The organism is Jeotgalibacillus sp. ET6 (assembly GCF_029667115.1).
In the GTDB taxonomy this organism is placed as follows: Bacteria; Bacillota; Bacilli; order Bacillales; family Jeotgalibacillaceae; genus Jeotgalibacillus.
This window is the reverse complement of record NZ_JARUIU010000009.1, coordinates 28,403-44,505: the sequence shown is the minus strand read 5'-3', so window position 1 is coordinate 44,505 and position 16,103 is coordinate 28,403. Positions and strand designations below refer to the sequence as shown.

Annotated in this window: 14 protein-coding genes; 7 read left to right on the top strand and 7 right to left on the bottom strand. The window is 39.9% G+C overall.

Annotated elements, in window-relative coordinates:
• Positions 1-28: 28 nt before the first annotated feature.
• Positions 29-2,041 (bottom strand): ABC transporter ATP-binding protein, encoded by a 2,013-nt coding sequence (locus P6709_RS16755; protein ID WP_278242080.1) that lies wholly within the window; start codon positions 2,039-2,041, stop codon positions 29-31.
• Positions 2,038-3,795: an ABC transporter ATP-binding protein gene (locus P6709_RS16750; RefSeq protein WP_278242079.1), complete on the bottom strand. Its 1,758-nt coding sequence runs from the start codon at positions 3,793-3,795 to the stop codon at positions 2,038-2,040. The genes P6709_RS16755 and P6709_RS16750 overlap by 4 nt, the downstream gene beginning before the upstream one ends.
• Before the next feature lie 1,112 nt (positions 3,796-4,907).
• On the opposite strand from P6709_RS16750, the gene P6709_RS16745 reads away from it, so the two are divergent.
• Both P6709_RS16745 and P6709_RS16740 read left to right on the top strand, forming a co-directional pair.
• Positions 4,908-5,417 (top strand): universal stress protein, encoded by a 510-nt coding sequence (locus tag P6709_RS16745; RefSeq protein ID WP_278242078.1) that lies wholly within the window; start codon positions 4,908-4,910, stop codon positions 5,415-5,417.
• A 219-nt stretch (positions 5,418-5,636) separates the two neighbouring features.
• Positions 5,637-6,209: a TetR/AcrR family transcriptional regulator gene (locus P6709_RS16740; RefSeq protein WP_278242077.1), complete on the top strand. Its 573-nt coding sequence runs from the start codon at positions 5,637-5,639 to the stop codon at positions 6,207-6,209.
• 12 nt (positions 6,210-6,221) lie between these two features.
• Here P6709_RS16740 and P6709_RS16735 read toward each other — a convergent pair whose 3' ends face one another.
• The 3 genes from P6709_RS16735 to P6709_RS16725 all read right to left on the bottom strand — a co-directional run bounded on the left by P6709_RS16735 (position 6,222) and on the right by P6709_RS16725 (position 8,553).
• Positions 6,222-6,704 carry a helix-turn-helix transcriptional regulator gene (locus P6709_RS16735; protein WP_278242076.1) on the bottom strand — a complete coding sequence of 161 codons (483 nt, stop codon included), beginning with the start codon at positions 6,702-6,704 and terminating at the stop codon, positions 6,222-6,224.
• Positions 6,705-7,046: 342 nt separating this feature from the next.
• The gene (tatA, locus tag P6709_RS16730; RefSeq protein ID WP_278242075.1) at positions 7,047-7,214 is read right to left on the bottom strand and encodes a twin-arginine translocase TatA/TatE family subunit; all 168 of its coding nucleotides are present in this window, start codon (positions 7,212-7,214) and stop codon (positions 7,047-7,049) included.
• Positions 7,215-7,302: 88 nt separating this feature from the next.
• The gene (locus P6709_RS16725; protein ID WP_278242074.1) at positions 7,303-8,553 is read right to left on the bottom strand and encodes a dicarboxylate/amino acid:cation symporter; all 1,251 of its coding nucleotides are present in this window, start codon (positions 8,551-8,553) and stop codon (positions 7,303-7,305) included.
• Between the two features lie 176 nt (positions 8,554-8,729).
• On the opposite strand from P6709_RS16725, the gene P6709_RS16720 reads away from it, so the two are divergent.
• On the top strand, positions 8,730-9,161 hold the full coding sequence (locus tag P6709_RS16720) for an arsenate-mycothiol transferase ArsC (protein WP_278242073.1): 432 nt from the start codon (positions 8,730-8,732) through the stop codon (positions 9,159-9,161).
• 37 nt (positions 9,162-9,198) lie between these two features.
• Here the strand turns inward: P6709_RS16720 and kynB are convergent, their stop codons facing one another.
• Together kynB and kynU are read right to left on the bottom strand one after the other, a co-directional pair.
• A complete protein-coding gene (gene kynB / locus P6709_RS16715) occupies positions 9,199-9,825 on the bottom strand; it encodes an arylformamidase (RefSeq protein WP_278242072.1) in 627 nt (208 codons plus the stop codon).
• A gap of 11 nt (positions 9,826-9,836) precedes the next feature.
• The gene (gene kynU / locus P6709_RS16710; RefSeq protein WP_278242071.1) at positions 9,837-11,111 is read right to left on the bottom strand and encodes a kynureninase; all 1,275 of its coding nucleotides are present in this window, start codon (positions 11,109-11,111) and stop codon (positions 9,837-9,839) included.
• Positions 11,112-11,235: 124 nt separating this feature from the next.
• Between kynU and P6709_RS16705 the strand changes: the two genes are divergently transcribed.
• The 4 genes from P6709_RS16705 to P6709_RS16690 all read left to right on the top strand — a co-directional run bounded on the left by P6709_RS16705 (position 11,236) and on the right by P6709_RS16690 (position 16,074).
• The gene (locus P6709_RS16705; RefSeq protein WP_278242070.1) at positions 11,236-11,529 is read left to right on the top strand and encodes a hypothetical protein; all 294 of its coding nucleotides are present in this window, start codon (positions 11,236-11,238) and stop codon (positions 11,527-11,529) included.
• A 14-nt stretch (positions 11,530-11,543) separates the two neighbouring features.
• A complete protein-coding gene (locus tag P6709_RS16700; RefSeq protein WP_278242069.1) occupies positions 11,544-12,446 on the top strand; it encodes an aldo/keto reductase in 903 nt (300 codons plus the stop codon).
• 371 nt (positions 12,447-12,817) lie between these two features.
• The gene (locus P6709_RS16695; RefSeq protein ID WP_278242068.1) at positions 12,818-14,182 is read left to right on the top strand and encodes a hemolysin family protein; all 1,365 of its coding nucleotides are present in this window, start codon (positions 12,818-12,820) and stop codon (positions 14,180-14,182) included.
• Positions 14,183-14,385: 203 nt separating this feature from the next.
• On the top strand, positions 14,386-16,074 hold the full coding sequence (locus P6709_RS16690; RefSeq protein WP_278242067.1) for a glycoside hydrolase family 13 protein: 1,689 nt from the start codon (positions 14,386-14,388) through the stop codon (positions 16,072-16,074).
• Positions 16,075-16,103: the final 29 nt, after the last annotated feature.

The following is a 16,103-nucleotide window of genomic DNA, read 5'->3' as shown; positions in this document are numbered from 1 at the left end:
CTTTTAATTTAAATAGGTACTATAAAGATTATCCTGCCTGCTTATTTCCTTGCTGCAGTTTATACATTTGATAATATTTTCCTCTAAGAGCCATTAATTCATCGTGAGAGCCTTTCTCAGCAATCTCCCCTCTATCCAAGACAAGAATTTGATCTGCATTTTTAATCGTTGACAATCTATGAGCAATAATAAAAGTGGTGCGGCCGGACTTTAACGTTTCCATCGCGTCTTGAATAATAGACTCCGTTTCGGTATCTACACTCGATGTTGCTTCATCCAAAATCAAAATGGAAGGGTTATAGGCAAGTGCTCTGGCAAAAGAAATTAATTGCCTCTGACCTGATGACAAGGTGCTTCCTTTTTCGATTACCGGCTCATCAATTCCCTGCTCAAGATGCTTTAGTACACGATCAGCGCCTACTGCTTTTAATGCTTGTTCAATTTTGTCCCGTGAAATTCGAGGATCGTTGAGAGAGACATTTGACGCAATTGTACCCGTAAAGAGATAGGGGTCCTGAAGCACAATTCCCATATGATCGCGAATGGTCTGTCGAGGCAGTTCCTTGATGCTTTTTCCATCAATTCGAATCTCCCCTTTTTGACAGTCATAGAAGCGGAATAACAAATTCATGATTGAACTTTTACCCGAACCTGTATGGCCTACCAAACCAATAGTTTCTCCTGGCTTCGCTTCAAATGAGAGGTTTTTTAATACATAGTCTTCTTCCTTGTAGGCAAAAGAGACGTTTTCAAATTCTACATGTCCTTTATATCTTTTAATTCTGCTGTCTTTTACCTCTTCCCCATTTTCATCAAGCAGTTCAAATACTCTTTCACCTGCTACCAGCGCAATTTCCAAATTGGCAAGCTGATTTACGATTCCGGTTACAGGCTGGAACAATCGGGTTATATAATCAACGAACGCATACAATACACCGACTGAAACGACCGACTCTGCTCCTATTGCACCGCTTCCAAAATACCAGATAAAGGCAACAAAAGTCAGATTCCGAAGAATTGCAACGAGATTATGAGACATGAGTGAGTTCAAACTTAACAGCTTGTTTTGATAATTAAAATGAGTTTTATTCATTTCTTCAAATTCTTCTTTTGTCCGTTTTTCTCTTCTGAATGCCTGGATGATCGTCATACCCTGAATTGATTCATTAATGGAGGCATTGATTTCACTTACCTTCGAACGTACTACATGATTGTACGTGGAAGCATACTTCCGATACAAAGACATCCAAATCCACAAAATTGGCAGCAAAATCAAACAGATTGCTGCAAGCTGAGGATCAAGGATAAACAGGGCTACAAAAATACCTGCAATATAAATCCCGCTATAGAAAAACTGTGAAAGCACCTGGACATACAACTCCCGGATTGCTTCTGTGTCATTAGTAATTCTTGCAACTACTTTTCCTGCCGGCAGATTATCAAAATATTGAATAGGCAGTCTTTGAATATGCCCGAAAATATCTGTACGCATTTTCTGAATAATTCTGTTTGCTGAGCGCTGAAGCTGATAATCCTGTCCAAAATGAAATATAGCCGCCACGACTGTCAGAGCAAAATATAGCAGCACCAACTGAATGATACGTGGAATTTCCGGCTGGTAAAATGCCATGATTTGAGACCCTGACAATTCTTCTGCAGGATAAGAAATTTGAGTTTCTCCATTTGTGAAAATCAAATTTCCCTCTTCAAAAGAGCGTTCGCCTTCAGCTGTAACCGGTTCATCCACAAAGAAAAACCGAAGGCCGATCTGATAAATATGCGCCTCTTCCCCTTTTGACTCACCTTCAGTAAAATAATCCCCGCGCTTATAAAATGAATTTTTATATGCTACTGCATCTCTAGTGTCCTCAGATCCGTACCAGGGCTGCTCGATTCCAAGAATATGATCATCAATCATTTTCTTGGCAATAAAAGGGCCTACGAGCTCTGCAGATACAGACACAGTCAGCATCAGCAGGGCGATTATAATGGTTTTTTTAAATAAGAGTGCATACTTGTAAAGCCTTTTTCCTACACTCATGAGCGCACCTCCTCAAGAAGGGATTCTTCTACTTGCTGACGCTCATACTGTTCTAAATACCAGCCTTTAGCTGAAAGCAAATCTTGATGTCTCCCTTCTTCAATCACACGTCCGTTTTCTAATACAATAATCCAATCGGCATGTTCTACAGCTGACAGACGATGCGTCGTGATAATCGTTGTTTTTCCCTGTCTTTCATTTCGGATATTAGTTAAAATACTGGATTCTGTTTTTGCATCAACCGCTGACAATGAGTCGTCTAAAATAAGAACCGATGGGTTTTTAATTAGTGCGCGGGCGATTGAAATCCTCTGTTTCTGGCCGCCTGAAAGAGCCACTCCTTTTTCTCCTACTAACGTTTCCAGGCCACCAGGCAGCATTTCCAGATCCTTTTCAAAATGAGCCATTTTAATTGCATGAAAAATAGCTTTTTCATCCGCATCTTCTGCTCCAAATAAAATATTTTCGCGAATGCTTCTTGAAAATAGGACATGATCCTGTGGAACATAGCCCAGCCAGGATCTAACGTGATCCTTTGTCTGCTGATCAATCGGGACTTCCCCTATTTTTACTGATCCCTCACCCAGGGGGTATTCTCTTAAAAGCTGCTTTACAAAAGTCGTTTTTCCGCTTCCTGTTTTCCCAACGACACCCAGGGTCTGCCCCTGATTAATTGTCACATTTAGATCCGTCAGGTTTTTTACAGCTGACGATGGATATTGAAAGCCGGTATTTGAAAAGGTTATGGAGCTTACTGCCGCTGCATTAACAGGGTGCTCAGTGTCCGGTACGTCTTCAGTATAGCTCAGTGTTTCATTTACACGGTCCATCGAAGCATTTCCCCGCTGCATAATATTAATGAGCTCGCCTATCGCAAACATTGGCCAGATCAGCATACCCAGATACACGTTAAATGCAACCAGCTCACCTAACGTAATGGTTTGATTAAATACAAGAAATGCGCCATATCCCAATCCGATCATGTAGCTTATGCCTGTCAGGATTTTTGTCAGGGGATTGAATAGTGTGTCAATAAAAGCGACCTTCATATTCTTGTTGTATACGTCTTCTGTCTCCTGATGAAATTGAGCTTCATCAGCTCTTTCCTGAACGTATGCACGAATCACTCTTACACCTGCCACTGACTCAAGCACTCTGTCATTCAGATCACCAAAAGCATTCTGTGCACTGGTGTACCGTTCGTGAATTCTCTTCCCTAAAAGCTGCATGACAATTGCCAGCACCGGCAGCGGAAGAACGGCCGCTAAGGTTAATTCCCATGACACCACCACACCCATTGTAATAAGAATAGTCAACATATAAGCTGTGGAATCAATTAGTGTCAATACACCAAATCCTGCTGTCACAGACAGTGCTTTTAAATCATTAGTCGACCTTGCCATAAGATCTCCAGTCCGGTTCCGTTCATAAAAGGTTGGTGTCATTTTCAACAAATGTCCCATAAACATAGAACGGAGTCTTCGTTCGATTTCATTTGCACCGCCAAACAATAAATACTGCCATACATAATTAAATAAATAGGAGATGACTGCAATACCAAGCAGGATCAGCAAGTAACGGGTCAACACTGCCTGTGTCAATTCCCCTCTAAAAATATCATCGATTGCGAGCCCTACAAGCAAAGGGGGAATGACTTCAAATACATTGGCAATCAAAAGCAGGACAATCGCTACAGTGTACCTCTTCCAATGCTCTTTAAAAAACCAGCTTAACTTATAAAAAATACTAAACATTAACTTCCGCCTCCTTTTCCTTCAAACCGAACCGGCGGCTACCCACTTTCCAGCTCCACCGTTTTCATGTACATGTTTGCTCCTTTATTCATCTTTTTTCCTCCTCATATTTTTTGGAATAGGTAAAACACATTCTTTTATGAAAACAGATTTCTCTGTTGACAACTATATACAATTTTTGAAAAAAAAAAAGCACACCGCCCATTAAAGCACGGTATGCTTTCATTAAAATAGGCACAGACTACGATACGCAGACTGCACCACTATCATGACAGAATTAATCGTTCATAAAAACATCATCTGTTACAAAAGAGTTTGTCGCTGCGTGTTATTCAATTGGAAGAATTGGTTAAATGCATCGATACGAATTTTCATGACACGCAACTCCCTTCTTAAGTAATTTTGCCCATTAAGGACACCCTTAGATTAGCCCAATGCACATTAAGATGTCAATTGTTTTTTCATTTTTTTGAAAAATGAAAAGATGTATAAGATTGATTTAACAACTAATTTCTACTGGTACGTTTTAAAAATATCCCTTGAGGGTACTATACAATTAACCAAACCGGATGTATTTTCAACCGATTTTGGAACCTGACAAAGGGGTGAACTGCATGCTAAGAACAATCTTAATGATTATTGGTGCCATCGTTGTAATCTTTTTCCTGATTAATTTAATCGGATAAAAAAATTCAGAATAATATAGGGAATTAACATAAGCATAGATAACATTTTACTTATAATATGCACTATATTTTATCCTATTCTGTCTTATACATTTATCTGCGCTGTTTGTTCTTCCCTATAATGCTGGGACAAAACTCAATAAAGTTTAAAAAATGAGGAAATATTTATTACTAGTAGTAGGTGAGCGGAGCGGAAGGTGGTGACTCCTGCAGGATATAACGGCAAGCTTAGACTCCGCGGGGCAAAGCCTGAGGAGGGCTCAGCGCCGTCCCTGCGGAAAGCGTCCGCCTGAAGCGAAGTGAACCGGTTGTAGAGCTTGAGACACTTTTGTCTCAGGCTCTTTTTATATTTTTTCATTTATTCAGACTATTCAATATTTAATAGGGTAAAGGCATAGTAATCTGTCTTTTAAGGAGCTGAATGCTATGTATACTCATATTCTTTTAGCGTTTGACCAGTCTGACAGCAGTCAAAAAGCGCTGGATTCTGCTGTAGAGCTGCTTCATTTAAATAATAAAGCAGATCTCACTATTACTCATGTTTCTACTGAAAAACATTCACTCGACACGACGATCTACGATAAACCGAGAGATGCATCAGCGATTATGTCTCCTGGAGTGGATAGGCAAAATCCGCCATACATGCCTCCCCTGCCTCAACAGGACAACGGAAAGTCTGTTCATCAGTTGACAGACGAGCTTGATGATGCGTTGAAATCTGCAAAGGATCACTTGGATAACAAAAACATTGAAGCGCAGTTTTATCCGTTAACAGGGTCACCAGCTGAAGCCATTGTGGATTACGCTGAAAACAATGAAGTAGATTTAATTATTGTAGGACGCACAGAAAAAAGCACCTTTCAGAAATGGTTTTTAGGCAGTGTCAGTGAAAAAATTATGCAGTCCTCCCCATGCAGTGTACTCGTTATTAAATAAACGTTACTACTAGTTCTTGCTATGATTAAAAAACGCCCGTTTTTTTCTTGATGATCATCAAGAAAACCGGGCATTTTACTCATCTTTTCAACCTATCACAACAGCCGCTCCTGAGGAAGAATCTCATCTGCATATACATATTCACCTGAAAAGTACACGGTTTTCTTCAAATTCCGTTATAATGTATATAAGTATGGCTGAATAAAGGATGATGGGTGTATGGCTAGACAAAGAAAGATGGTAATAGAAGATCTTTTAAAGGCAACGGAAGAGCTGCTGCTTGAAAAAGGTTATGAAGGATTTCACTTCAAGGCATTGGCAGATAAATTAGATGTAGCCAGAAGTACAATATATGAATACTACAGCAATAAAGATGAGCTGATAACTGATTATATGCGCCTTCTTATGATCGAGGTAATGGAACGGATTGAGGCAATCTCTCCTCAGACTTCCTCATTTAACATGCTGAAAGAACTGCTAACGCTTTTTATGGAGTATTCTCAAGTGTATGACATGATCAAAATGCGTTCTTCACTAAATCAAAGTACTTCTCACACTGTCGCCAGTCATTTAGATGAACTCGACAGATATTCACGTGAATTGTTTCAATTACTGACTATTCATATTGAAAAATCCAAGGATGAAGGGTCAATTCGAAAAGATGTGCCATCTTCTTTAGTAGCAGGCATTTTCTTTAACACCGTTTTAATTCCCAACTATGAAAAAATTCCTGCCGATCAATGGTCAGAAGCTATTTTCAGCATTCTTGAAAACGGAATTGCCGTAAAATAATAAAAAAGAATCTCACCCATGCTTACATGGGGTGAGATTCTTTTTTTGTTTTACCAGTTCCATAAACCTCTCCTTTGCCTCCTGTTCATTAAAGGAACTAAACAGCCTGTACTGATCCTCGTCTACAATTCTAAAATGCTTGCTGACAATATTTTTTTGTAAGATCAAGTTTTCATTTTTCCTGACTATTTTCCACAATATTCTTCCACCCAGCGTTTTTTCCTTGCGGGCACTCAACTCTTTCCTTGCAAGCTGCTCTGCCAGTTCAAGTGCATCTCCACCGATTGCATTTATTAAACTGTCTTGTTCCCTGAACAGTGCACAAATAATGATGACAGTAGACCAATCCGGCAGCAGACGCCCCTTTTCAATCTGTACGAGGGTTCTTTTTGAAACACCGATAACCTGAGCCATTCGATCATGAGTAAAATCAGCTTCAATTCGAATCAGCTTCAGCTTCGAGGCGATTAATTCGATCAATTCTTCTTTTGTCATACCTGCCACCTCTCTCTCCACTAAAAACAATAAAAGCAGTCATAATTGATTCTATTAGCAAAGCAATACATTCATGTGAGAGATATGCACGTTTTAACCTGAATTTTTTTGGAATTTAAAAATTCCTTTATTTTTTAATTTAAATAAGGGCTGAGACACAAGAGATAACAGGTTGAAAATGAGGCAGTACATATTTATTCCGATGAGGTCAGTGCAGCAAGAGGTGGCGAGCTCCTGAAAGAGTTAACAGGTGCTTGAAGCGCAGTGAACAAATAAAAGAACCTGAGACTCCTTGTCCCAGGCTCATGTACGTTAGCGGCTGACCTTTTAGCCCCGCTCTACTTATAAATCTTTATCTTTTTTCTTATCGGAACCTGTTGAATGAAGTGCTTTTTTAAATTCATGCATGGTAACTCCTGCGGCTTTTCCGAGTTCCGGGAGCTTAGAGGGTCCAAACACGATTAATGCAACAAATAGAATAATGATGATTTCACCTATTCCAAGATTCATACCCGCTGCTCCTTTTTCAATTTATACACTAAGTATACCTGTATGAAGGAGAATTCTTTCAAAGCAATCGTGTTGTTTTGATGAACACTTATTCTCCTCTTTGCTCCTTAATCTTCTTTTTCTTTTCAGATTCAGAAACGTACAGAGCAACAGCAGCATCCCCTGAAATATTAATTGCGGTTCTGCACATGTCGAGCAGGCGGTCTATTCCGAGTATCAGCCCTATGCCTGCTACAGGAAGATTCACTGAATTCAATACCATTGCAAGCAATATCAGACCCACACCCGGTACTCCGGCAGTTCCAATACTCGCAAGGACTGCCGTCATCACAACCGTTAAGAGCTGAACAAATGTCAGATCAACCGCATAAATCTGAGCAATAAATATCGTTGCGACCCCCTGCATGATCGCCGTTCCATCCATATTGATAGTGGCACCAAGCGGCTGAACAAACGAGCTGGAAGATTTGGATACTTTCAAATCTCTTTGCGCTACTTCCATTGAAATAGGCAGTGTTGCATTACTGCTTGATGTACTGAATCCTACTGTCATTGCAGGGAAAAAGTTTTTGTAAAACCAGATTGGACTCTTCTTTGCCAGGAAAAAAATGATACTGCCATAGGTCACAATAGCATGAATAACTAATGCCAGCAGCACAACAAGCACATACATCAAGATGCTTTGAAGCGAATCAAACCCTGCTTCCCCTAGTGCTGAAGCAATTAACCCAAACGTTCCATAAGGAGCAAATTTCATGACGATGCCAACCAGAAACATCATAATTTCATTGCCTTGTTCAAATAAGCTTAAAACACCTTTTGTTTTTTCCTTTAAAACAGTTAAAGCAAATCCAATAAAGATCGAGAAAGCAATTATTTGAAGCATATTGCCTTCTGCAAGTGCAGATACAGGATTTTCAGGAATAATATTTAAAAGAGTTTCTGCCACTGAAGGAGTATCTTCTTCCTCAAATGAAGCGGCGTCACGATCTTCTGCCGTAAGAGGAGAGTTTTCTCCAGGCTGAATAATTGCACCAAGGGTCAACCCAATGGTGATCGCAATAGCCGTCGTAACAATAAATGTTAATACTGCTTTAAATCCTATTCTGCCAAGCTTCTTTGTATCTCCCAGACCTGCAATGCCTAGTACCAGAGAAAAGAATACAATCGGCACTACCAGCATATTAATCAAACTTAAGAAGATTTGACCCAGGGGTGAAAACAAATATGTATCCAGAGTAGAAAACAAATCCGGCGCAAAAGCATTTAAAGCCAGACCCGTTATGATGCCCAGAATGAGAGCAATCAGAATCTTTGCAGTCAAATTAAGTTTCTTCATACATTTTCCTCCGATCAAACTAAAAAATTCATTTAGAAAACCTTTACCCTGCTCCGCCATTTAATAGACATCTATAAGAATATTAATGAATGAAGCTGTAAAATCATTATACATGCATATTTTCAGTATAAAATGGGTATAGTGAACTATAACATCTTCAGAAAGGAACTGCGATTATGACAAATCAAACAATATACTTTATTTCGTCAAACCACGAACGCAGTTTAATCGCTGAAGGCTGGGCTTCAAGATTAAATACACAAAATATCACTTTTCGAAGCGCAGGTTGGTTCAGCGCTAAAACTAGTCCATTTTCGATAGAGGCAATGAAAGAAATATGTATTGATTTAAGTTCCATCCAGCCCTATCATTTAAAAAAAGAAGAACTGGATGAGGCCGATATAATTGTTTTAATTCAGGATTTTGATAAAGATGAGAAAATATCTTTGTCTCCAACCACAGCTAAAAAAATTCTGACTTGGAATATAATGAACCCTGATAAGCACTCGGCTGATCCTAATGAAAAATGGGTTCTCTTTCAGGAGATTTGTGATGATATTGCTCTTCGAATAAAAGACCTGGGGAAAACTCTTTCTTCAACCGTGTAGCTTATTCTGGCAGATGCTTGCCGATTAAGCTATTTTTTTATACTTCGCGCAAAACCGCTCTGACAGGACTCCCATCCGCTCCCGCAATTTTTAAAGGCAGGGCGATCAGTTCATAGACCCCCTCCGATACATCTTTTAATTCGATTCCTTCAAGTATCCAAATATCATGTCGATGCAGTTCAAGATGATTTTTCAACTCTTTGCTGTCAATCGAATCAACAGACGGCAGATCCACTCCCACTAGATTGATATTCTTTTCTGCCATTATGCCCGGAACGTTCTTATCCATTACAGGTATCGTTTGAGGGAATTGTTTACGGTCTTTCCAGAAGTTTGTTTTAATCAGCACACTCCTGATATCAGGGTCAGTAATATATGGCAGAATATCATCAGCAGCGATATTTTCTTTCCCCTGGCAGTCTACCACGACAGCTTTTGAAATATAACGGTCCAATGAAAGCTCATCTACTTTTTTACCCTTTTGATCGTAGTGAAACGGCGCATCAATATGGGTCCCCATATGCGTGCTGCTCTCTATTTTTCCGACATTCACAGAACCACTTTCTTCAATATCCCACGCTACTTCATACTGAAATAAGGTGTCCCCCGGCCATACTGCAGTTTCCCGGGATAATTCCATAGAAATATCAATGATTTTTTTCATTTAAACGCCTCCTATGCAATGATGTTGCGGGTATTGCCATGTTGTTCATACTCTTTACTTTCCATAATATCTTTGAGCAGTAAAACCGCTTCATATAGTTCTCTGTAAGTCGTATACAAAGGAGCGGGTGCAAGTCTGATTAAATTGGGCGATCTGAAGTCAGGAATCACATTTCTGTTTTTTAAAGCCTTGCAAATACTTGCTGCAGCGGGATGTTCCAGTGCAATATGTCCGCCCCTTTCCGAATGATTCTGCGGTGTAACTACTTTAAATTGGTAATCACCCAGCAGATAATCAATTACCTCAAGAAGAAAATCGGTCTGCTGCAAAGATTTCTCACGGATGCGGTGAATCCCAGCTTCTTCAAATATGCTTAAACTTCCGGCTAATGGTGCACTTGATAAAACATGAGGCGTACCAATCTGATAAGCTCCCGCGTCACCAGCTGGAGAAAATGTGTGCTCCATGTCAAATTGTTTTTCTTTTGCAGAGCCGAACCATCCCTTTAAACCAGGCATTTTCCCATGATGTTTTTGGTGAACATATAATCCACCGGTTCCGCCTGGCCCGCTATTCACATATTTATAATTACACCATACAGCAAAATCGACATTCCACTCATGAAGCTTGTGAGGAACTGCCCCAATTGAATGTGCCAAATCAAAGCCAACGATTGCTGAATACCTGTGAGCATATTCGACGATTTCTTTTATTGGCAGCAATTGCCCGCTTCGATAGAGTACAGATGGCAGAAGGACTAAAGCGGTTTTTTCAGTAATGGACGATTTAATACTGTCTAACAGAATCGTCTGCCCGTCCTGAGAGGGTACTTTTTTTAAATAGACCGCAGGATCAAACCCTTTTAGTTCCAACTGACTTTGAATCGCATACAGGTCTGAAGGAAAGTTAAGTTCATCCGCAAGGATTTCATTTTTTTCTTCGTTCGGATGATAAAAACTTGCGATCATCTGATGAAGGTTTGCAGTGATAGAGCCCGTAACAACGACTTCATTCTTTTCAGCTCCTATTAAAGGCGCAGACGTCTCCCCCAGTTTTTCAGATAACGTAAACCATGGATGATCTCCTTCTGTCCATCCATCAATCCCGTATTCCTTCCAACTGGCGAGCGCTTTTAAGGTTTCATTTTCTGCTCTTTTAGATAAAAGCCCAAGAGAATTTCCATCCAGATAAATCTGCCCTTCTTTTATGTAAAATTCATCCTTGAATGCTTTTAATTCATCGTCCCTGTCCAACCCTTTTGCTTTTTCTAAAAGCTCTATCACCATCGCTGCCCCATCCTCCTTATGAATCTTCTTAAATCTCAATTCCTCACTATTGTTTTATATATGGTATCATCTAATCGTAAATGTTTACAGATTGAGATGCAGATTATAAAGAGGTGTACAGGGCATGCAGACGTTCAGAAGCAGTTTTATTCGCAGAATATTCGGGTTGTTTCTTCTTCCTTTACTGATCATTGAGCCATTCTTCTCGAAAATTATCCTGTACGCACTGCCTCTTTTTATACTGCTGGCATTTATATCTCAGATAGAAAGCAAGAAAGTTTTGACAAGGTACAACGCCTACATTTTGATTACTTCCCTGTACTTAATTGGAATATGGTGTGATGAAACTCTGGTCCGATCCATTTTACTCACCGGCCTGATTTTTTCACTTTATATCCTGTCACTTGATACTACATAATAGGAGGAATACATATGGATAGAGTTACATTAGCAGAGGATTTTCAATTATCAAGAATTATTCACGGAATGATGCGTCTAAATGAATGGAACTTATCTAAAGAAGAAAGGCTTTCATTTATTAAAGAAGTTATGGAAAAAGAAATCACCACGTTTGATCACGCAGATATTTATGGAGGGTATCAATGTGAAGAGCTTTTTGGAGAAGCACTGGGGTTAGATCCTTCTCTTCGAAAGAAGATGGAGATCATTACAAAATGCGGAATTGTTCTCCCGTCTTCCAACCGTCCGGAGCACCAAAGTCATCATTATAATACGAGTAAAAAGCATATTATACATTCAGTAGAACAATCTTTAACCAATCTTAAAACAGATTACATTGATTTACTTTTGATTCATCGTCCAGATCCATTTATGAACCCGGAGGAAACGGCAGAGGCGTTTGACCAGCTTCACAATGATGGAAAAGTTCTTCACTTTGGAGTATCAAACTTTAAACGAAGCCAAATGAAAATGCTTGAGACCTACACTGCTCAGCCTCTTGTGACGAACCAGATTGAGCTGAATCCATATAACCTGGAAAATTTCGAAGACGGGACCCTCGATCTCTCACTTGAAATGCAAGCTCCTCCCATGGCATGGTCTCCTCTAGCAGGCGGTCAGCTTTTTGAACAAGAAGAGCCAAAAGCCGAACGGCTAAGAAAAGCACTAAAGCAAATTGGCAGTGAAATTGGAACGGATAAGATGGACGAAGTTATTTATTCATGGCTTCTTTCCCATCCAGCTTCTATAATGCCAATCGTCGGGTCAGGCAAATTAGAACGAATTGACTCTGCGGCGGCTGCATTAAAAATGAAATTAACTCCGCACCAATGGTACGTGATCTATGAGGCTTCGCTTGGCCATGAAGTACCTTAATGTATTGAATAAAAACAGCCAGTGACTGGAAATAATGATGGTCAAAGATTTTTTATTTGTGGTAGAATAGAAGCATTATTATTTTGATTGGAGGAATGTTCGATGGGGTTATGATGCTCGATACTAACAGAGACAATCGTTGTGTTTATCACGAGGTAATCAAAAATGGCAGTAGATGTCAGACAGCACGGTCATCATTTCCATTTACATTCCTTCAATAAACGACTTACAGGATGCTTGGTTTGATGCCGTCTGTTGAATACTGCCCATGTTGATTCCGGCAATACATTTCAACAAAACAGGAGGTGTGAGAGACATCCCCACGCCCAAGACCAGCGAACGCTGATCTTTAATGGGATTGTCTCAAATCATTGGAAATAGTTCATTTACTGATGGTCGCTGTTCTTATTGCACTAACAGCATTTTTTGTTGCTTCTGAGTTCGCTATTGTAAAAATCAGAAGTTCACGCTTGGATCAGCTTGCTGCTGAAGGAAATTCAAAAGCGCTTGCTGCTAAAAGAATCACCTTAAATCCAGATGAATACTTGTCTGCATGCCAGCTTGGCATTACAGTATCAGCACTTGGTTTAGGCTGGCTCGGTGAATCAGCAGTTGAAACCCTGGTTGGCCCTCTTTTAGCCGGCCTTGGAATTTCTGCTTCTCTTACTCACCTGATTTCATTTGCGATCGCTTTTTCCATCATTACATTTTTACACGTAGTGATTGGTGAGTCAGCGCCTAAAATCTTAGCTGTACAAAAAGCTGAAGCTGTCATTCTGCTTCTTGCAAAGCCGCTTATCCTGTTTTACAGCTTAATGTATCCGTTTATCTGGCTTTTAAATGGTTCAGCACGGATTTTTGCTGCAATGCTGGGTCTTAAACCTTCATCTGAACATGACCTTGCCCATTCGGAAGAAGATCTGAGGATTCTATTATCTGAAAGCTTAAAAAGCGGTGAGATTAATCAATCAGAATACAGCTATGTAAACAAGATATTTGAATTTGATGAGCGTGTTGCAAAAGAAATAATGGTACCCCGTACCGAAATTATTAGTGTGAACAGCGGCCTTACCCTGAGAGAAGTGTTCAGCGTCATGAAAGAGGAACAATACACCCGTTACCCCGTTGTTGAGGACGGAGATAAAGACAATGTAATCGGGATGATCAATATGAAAGAACTGATGACAGCCTTTATTGAGGATCAGGCTAACGGGGATCGCCTTGTCTCAGAATACACCCATTCCATTATTCAAGTCATTGACAGCATCCCTATCAATGAACTGCTGCTGAAGTTTCAAAAAGAACGGATGCACATGGGGATTCTTCTGGATGAATATGGAGGGACATCCGGACTCGTTACAATGGAGGACATCATTGAAGAAATCGTTGGAGAAATCCAGGATGAATTTGATGTAGATGAAATACCAGACGTTCAAAAGATCAATGAAAACCATTATATTCTAGACTCAAAAGTGCTGGTGCAAAACGTCAATGATCTTCTTGGCATCAACATTGACGAAGAAGATGTGGATACAATCGGCGGCTTTTTCATGACAAGAAATTTTGATGTTGAAATTGGTGATGAGATCTATGAACAGGGTTTTGTCTTTAAAGTAAATGATGTTGACGGGTACCATATCCTCTATCTTGAGGTTTGGAAAATGTCAGAAGAAGAGCAAACCACTGAAGACAGAACCTCCGTAATGGAAACTTCTGTTCAAACGACAGAAGCGTGATGGATAGAAGCTGAATCGAGAAAGCATCGGTTCAGCTTTTTTTCATTCCCATGAGAATTACCAGCAAATAGACATTGCACTCACGGTCATTAAAGGGTAAAATAAGTACGTGAAAAATAGGAACAGATCCGCAAACGGATGTAAGATCCGTTTTTTTATTTAATGAAGTGCAAACGATTGCATTACTATGGAGGTGCACCAATATGAAAAAAATATGGTGGAAAGAAGCCGTTGGCTATCAGATTTATCCAAGAAGCTTTCAGGATTCAAACGGTGATGGTATAGGTGATCTACAGGGAATTATCCAACGCCTTGATTATGTGAAAGATCTTGGAATAGACGTGATCTGGATTTGTCCAATGTATAAATCGCCTAATGACGATAATGGGTATGATATTTCTGATTATAAAGATATTATGGATGACTTTGGCACAATGGCTGACTTTGACCAGCTGCTCGAAGAAGTTCACAAACGCGGCATGAAATTGATTATTGATTTTGTGCCTAATCATACAAGTGACGAACATCAATGGTTTATTGAGTCCCGTTCAAGCGTTGACGATCCAAAAAGGGACTGGTACATCTGGCGGGAAGGGAAACGCAATAACCACGGAAAAACTGTTGCAGAACCAAACAACTGGGAAAGTATTTTCGGCGGCTCAGCATGGCAGTATGATGAAAAAACAGACCAATATTACCTTCATGTATTTTCTACAAAGCAGCCTGATATAAACTGGGAAAATCCAGAGGCAAGACAAGCGGTATATGATGCTGTTAACTGGTGGCTTGATAAAGGAATTGACGGCTTCAGAATTGATGCGGTGAGTCATATCAAAAAGCGTCCCGGCTTCCCGGATATGCCCAATCCTCTAAAGAAAAAGTATGTGTCTTCCTTTGATATGCACATGAATCAGGAAGGCATCCAGCCATTTCTTGAAGAATTTAAAAATGAAACATATGGCGACGGGTCCCGTGACGTTATGACAGTCGGGGAAGCCAACGGTGTTTCCATTGAAGAAGCCGATCTCTGGGTTGGTGAGGAAAACGGCAAGATGGACATGATTTTTCAATTTGAGCATCTTGGCTTGTGGGATGCAGAAACCAATTTAGAGCTGGATATTGTGGAACTGAAAAAAGTTCTTTCGCGCTGGCAGAAAGGATTGGAAAACAATGGATGGAATGCCTTGTTTATTGAAAATCATGATAAACCGCGTGTCGTCTCTACGTGGGGAGATGACCATGATTACTGGTATGAGAGTGCAACTTCCATGGCTGCAATGTACTTTTTAATGCAAGGTACACCATTTATCTATCAGGGACAGGAAATCGGCATGACAAATGTACATTTTGAATCGATTGACGATTATGACGATGTTTCAGCAAAAAATCTGTATCGGATCCGTTCTGAAGAAGGACTCCCCCACGGAGATATTATGAGAATTCTCTGGGCGTCATCACGCGACAACAGCCGGACACCTATGCAGTGGTCCCAGGAAGCGAATGCCGGATTCACCACTTCTTCACCCTGGATGAAAATCAATCCAAACTACAAAGAAATTAATGTAGAAGATCAATTGCAGGATGAAAATTCTGTTCTCTCTTTTTACAAACGAATGATTAAATTAAAGAAAGATCATGATATCTTTACTTACGGAGCGTATGAATTAATACTTCCTGACCACCACCAAATTTTCGCCTATACCCGCACTCTTAAAAAAGAACAAGTCGTAGTTTTAACGAACCTGTCAAAAAAAGATGCGATTATGGATCACAGTGATCTTAGCTTATCGAGCGAAAATATTATCCTTAACAATCTGCCGATTGAGGAGCATCACGAAATCTCAACCGTTGTTTTAAAACCTTATGAGGCGAGAGTTTATAAATTAAAATAAAGTGATATAAGTGAACTCTGCAAATGAAA

Bases quoted from the DNA above. Each gene is read 5' to 3' on its own strand.
- P6709_RS16725 (WP_278242074.1), bottom strand. From the start codon at position 8,553: ATGAAGAAACTTAATTTGACTGCAAAGATTCTGATTGCTCTCATTCTG.
- kynB (WP_278242072.1), bottom strand. From the start codon at position 9,825: ATGAAAAAAATCATTGATATTTCTATGGAATTATCCCGGGAAACTGCA.
- P6709_RS16700 (WP_278242069.1), top strand. From the start codon at position 11,544: ATGGATAGAGTTACATTAGCAGAGGATTTTCAATTATCAAGAATTATT.
- P6709_RS16705 (WP_278242070.1), top strand. From the start codon at position 11,236: ATGCAGACGTTCAGAAGCAGTTTTATTCGCAGAATATTCGGGTTGTTT.
- P6709_RS16720 (WP_278242073.1), top strand. From the start codon at position 8,730: ATGACAAATCAAACAATATACTTTATTTCGTCAAACCACGAACGCAGT.
- P6709_RS16740 (WP_278242077.1), top strand. From the start codon at position 5,637: ATGGCTAGACAAAGAAAGATGGTAATAGAAGATCTTTTAAAGGCAACG.
- P6709_RS16735 (WP_278242076.1), bottom strand. From the start codon at position 6,704: ATGACAAAAGAAGAATTGATCGAATTAATCGCCTCGAAGCTGAAGCTG.
- P6709_RS16745 (WP_278242078.1), top strand. From the start codon at position 4,908: ATGTATACTCATATTCTTTTAGCGTTTGACCAGTCTGACAGCAGTCAA.
- P6709_RS16690 (WP_278242067.1), top strand. From the start codon at position 14,386: ATGAAAAAAATATGGTGGAAAGAAGCCGTTGGCTATCAGATTTATCCA.
- tatA (WP_278242075.1), bottom strand. From the start codon at position 7,214: ATGAATCTTGGAATAGGTGAAATCATCATTATTCTATTTGTTGCATTA.
- P6709_RS16755 (WP_278242080.1), bottom strand. From the start codon at position 2,041: ATGAGTGTAGGAAAAAGGCTTTACAAGTATGCACTCTTATTTAAAAAA.
- kynU (WP_278242071.1), bottom strand. From the start codon at position 11,111: ATGGTGATAGAGCTTTTAGAAAAAGCAAAAGGGTTGGACAGGGACGAT.
- P6709_RS16750 (WP_278242079.1), bottom strand. From the start codon at position 3,795: ATGTTTAGTATTTTTTATAAGTTAAGCTGGTTTTTTAAAGAGCATTGG.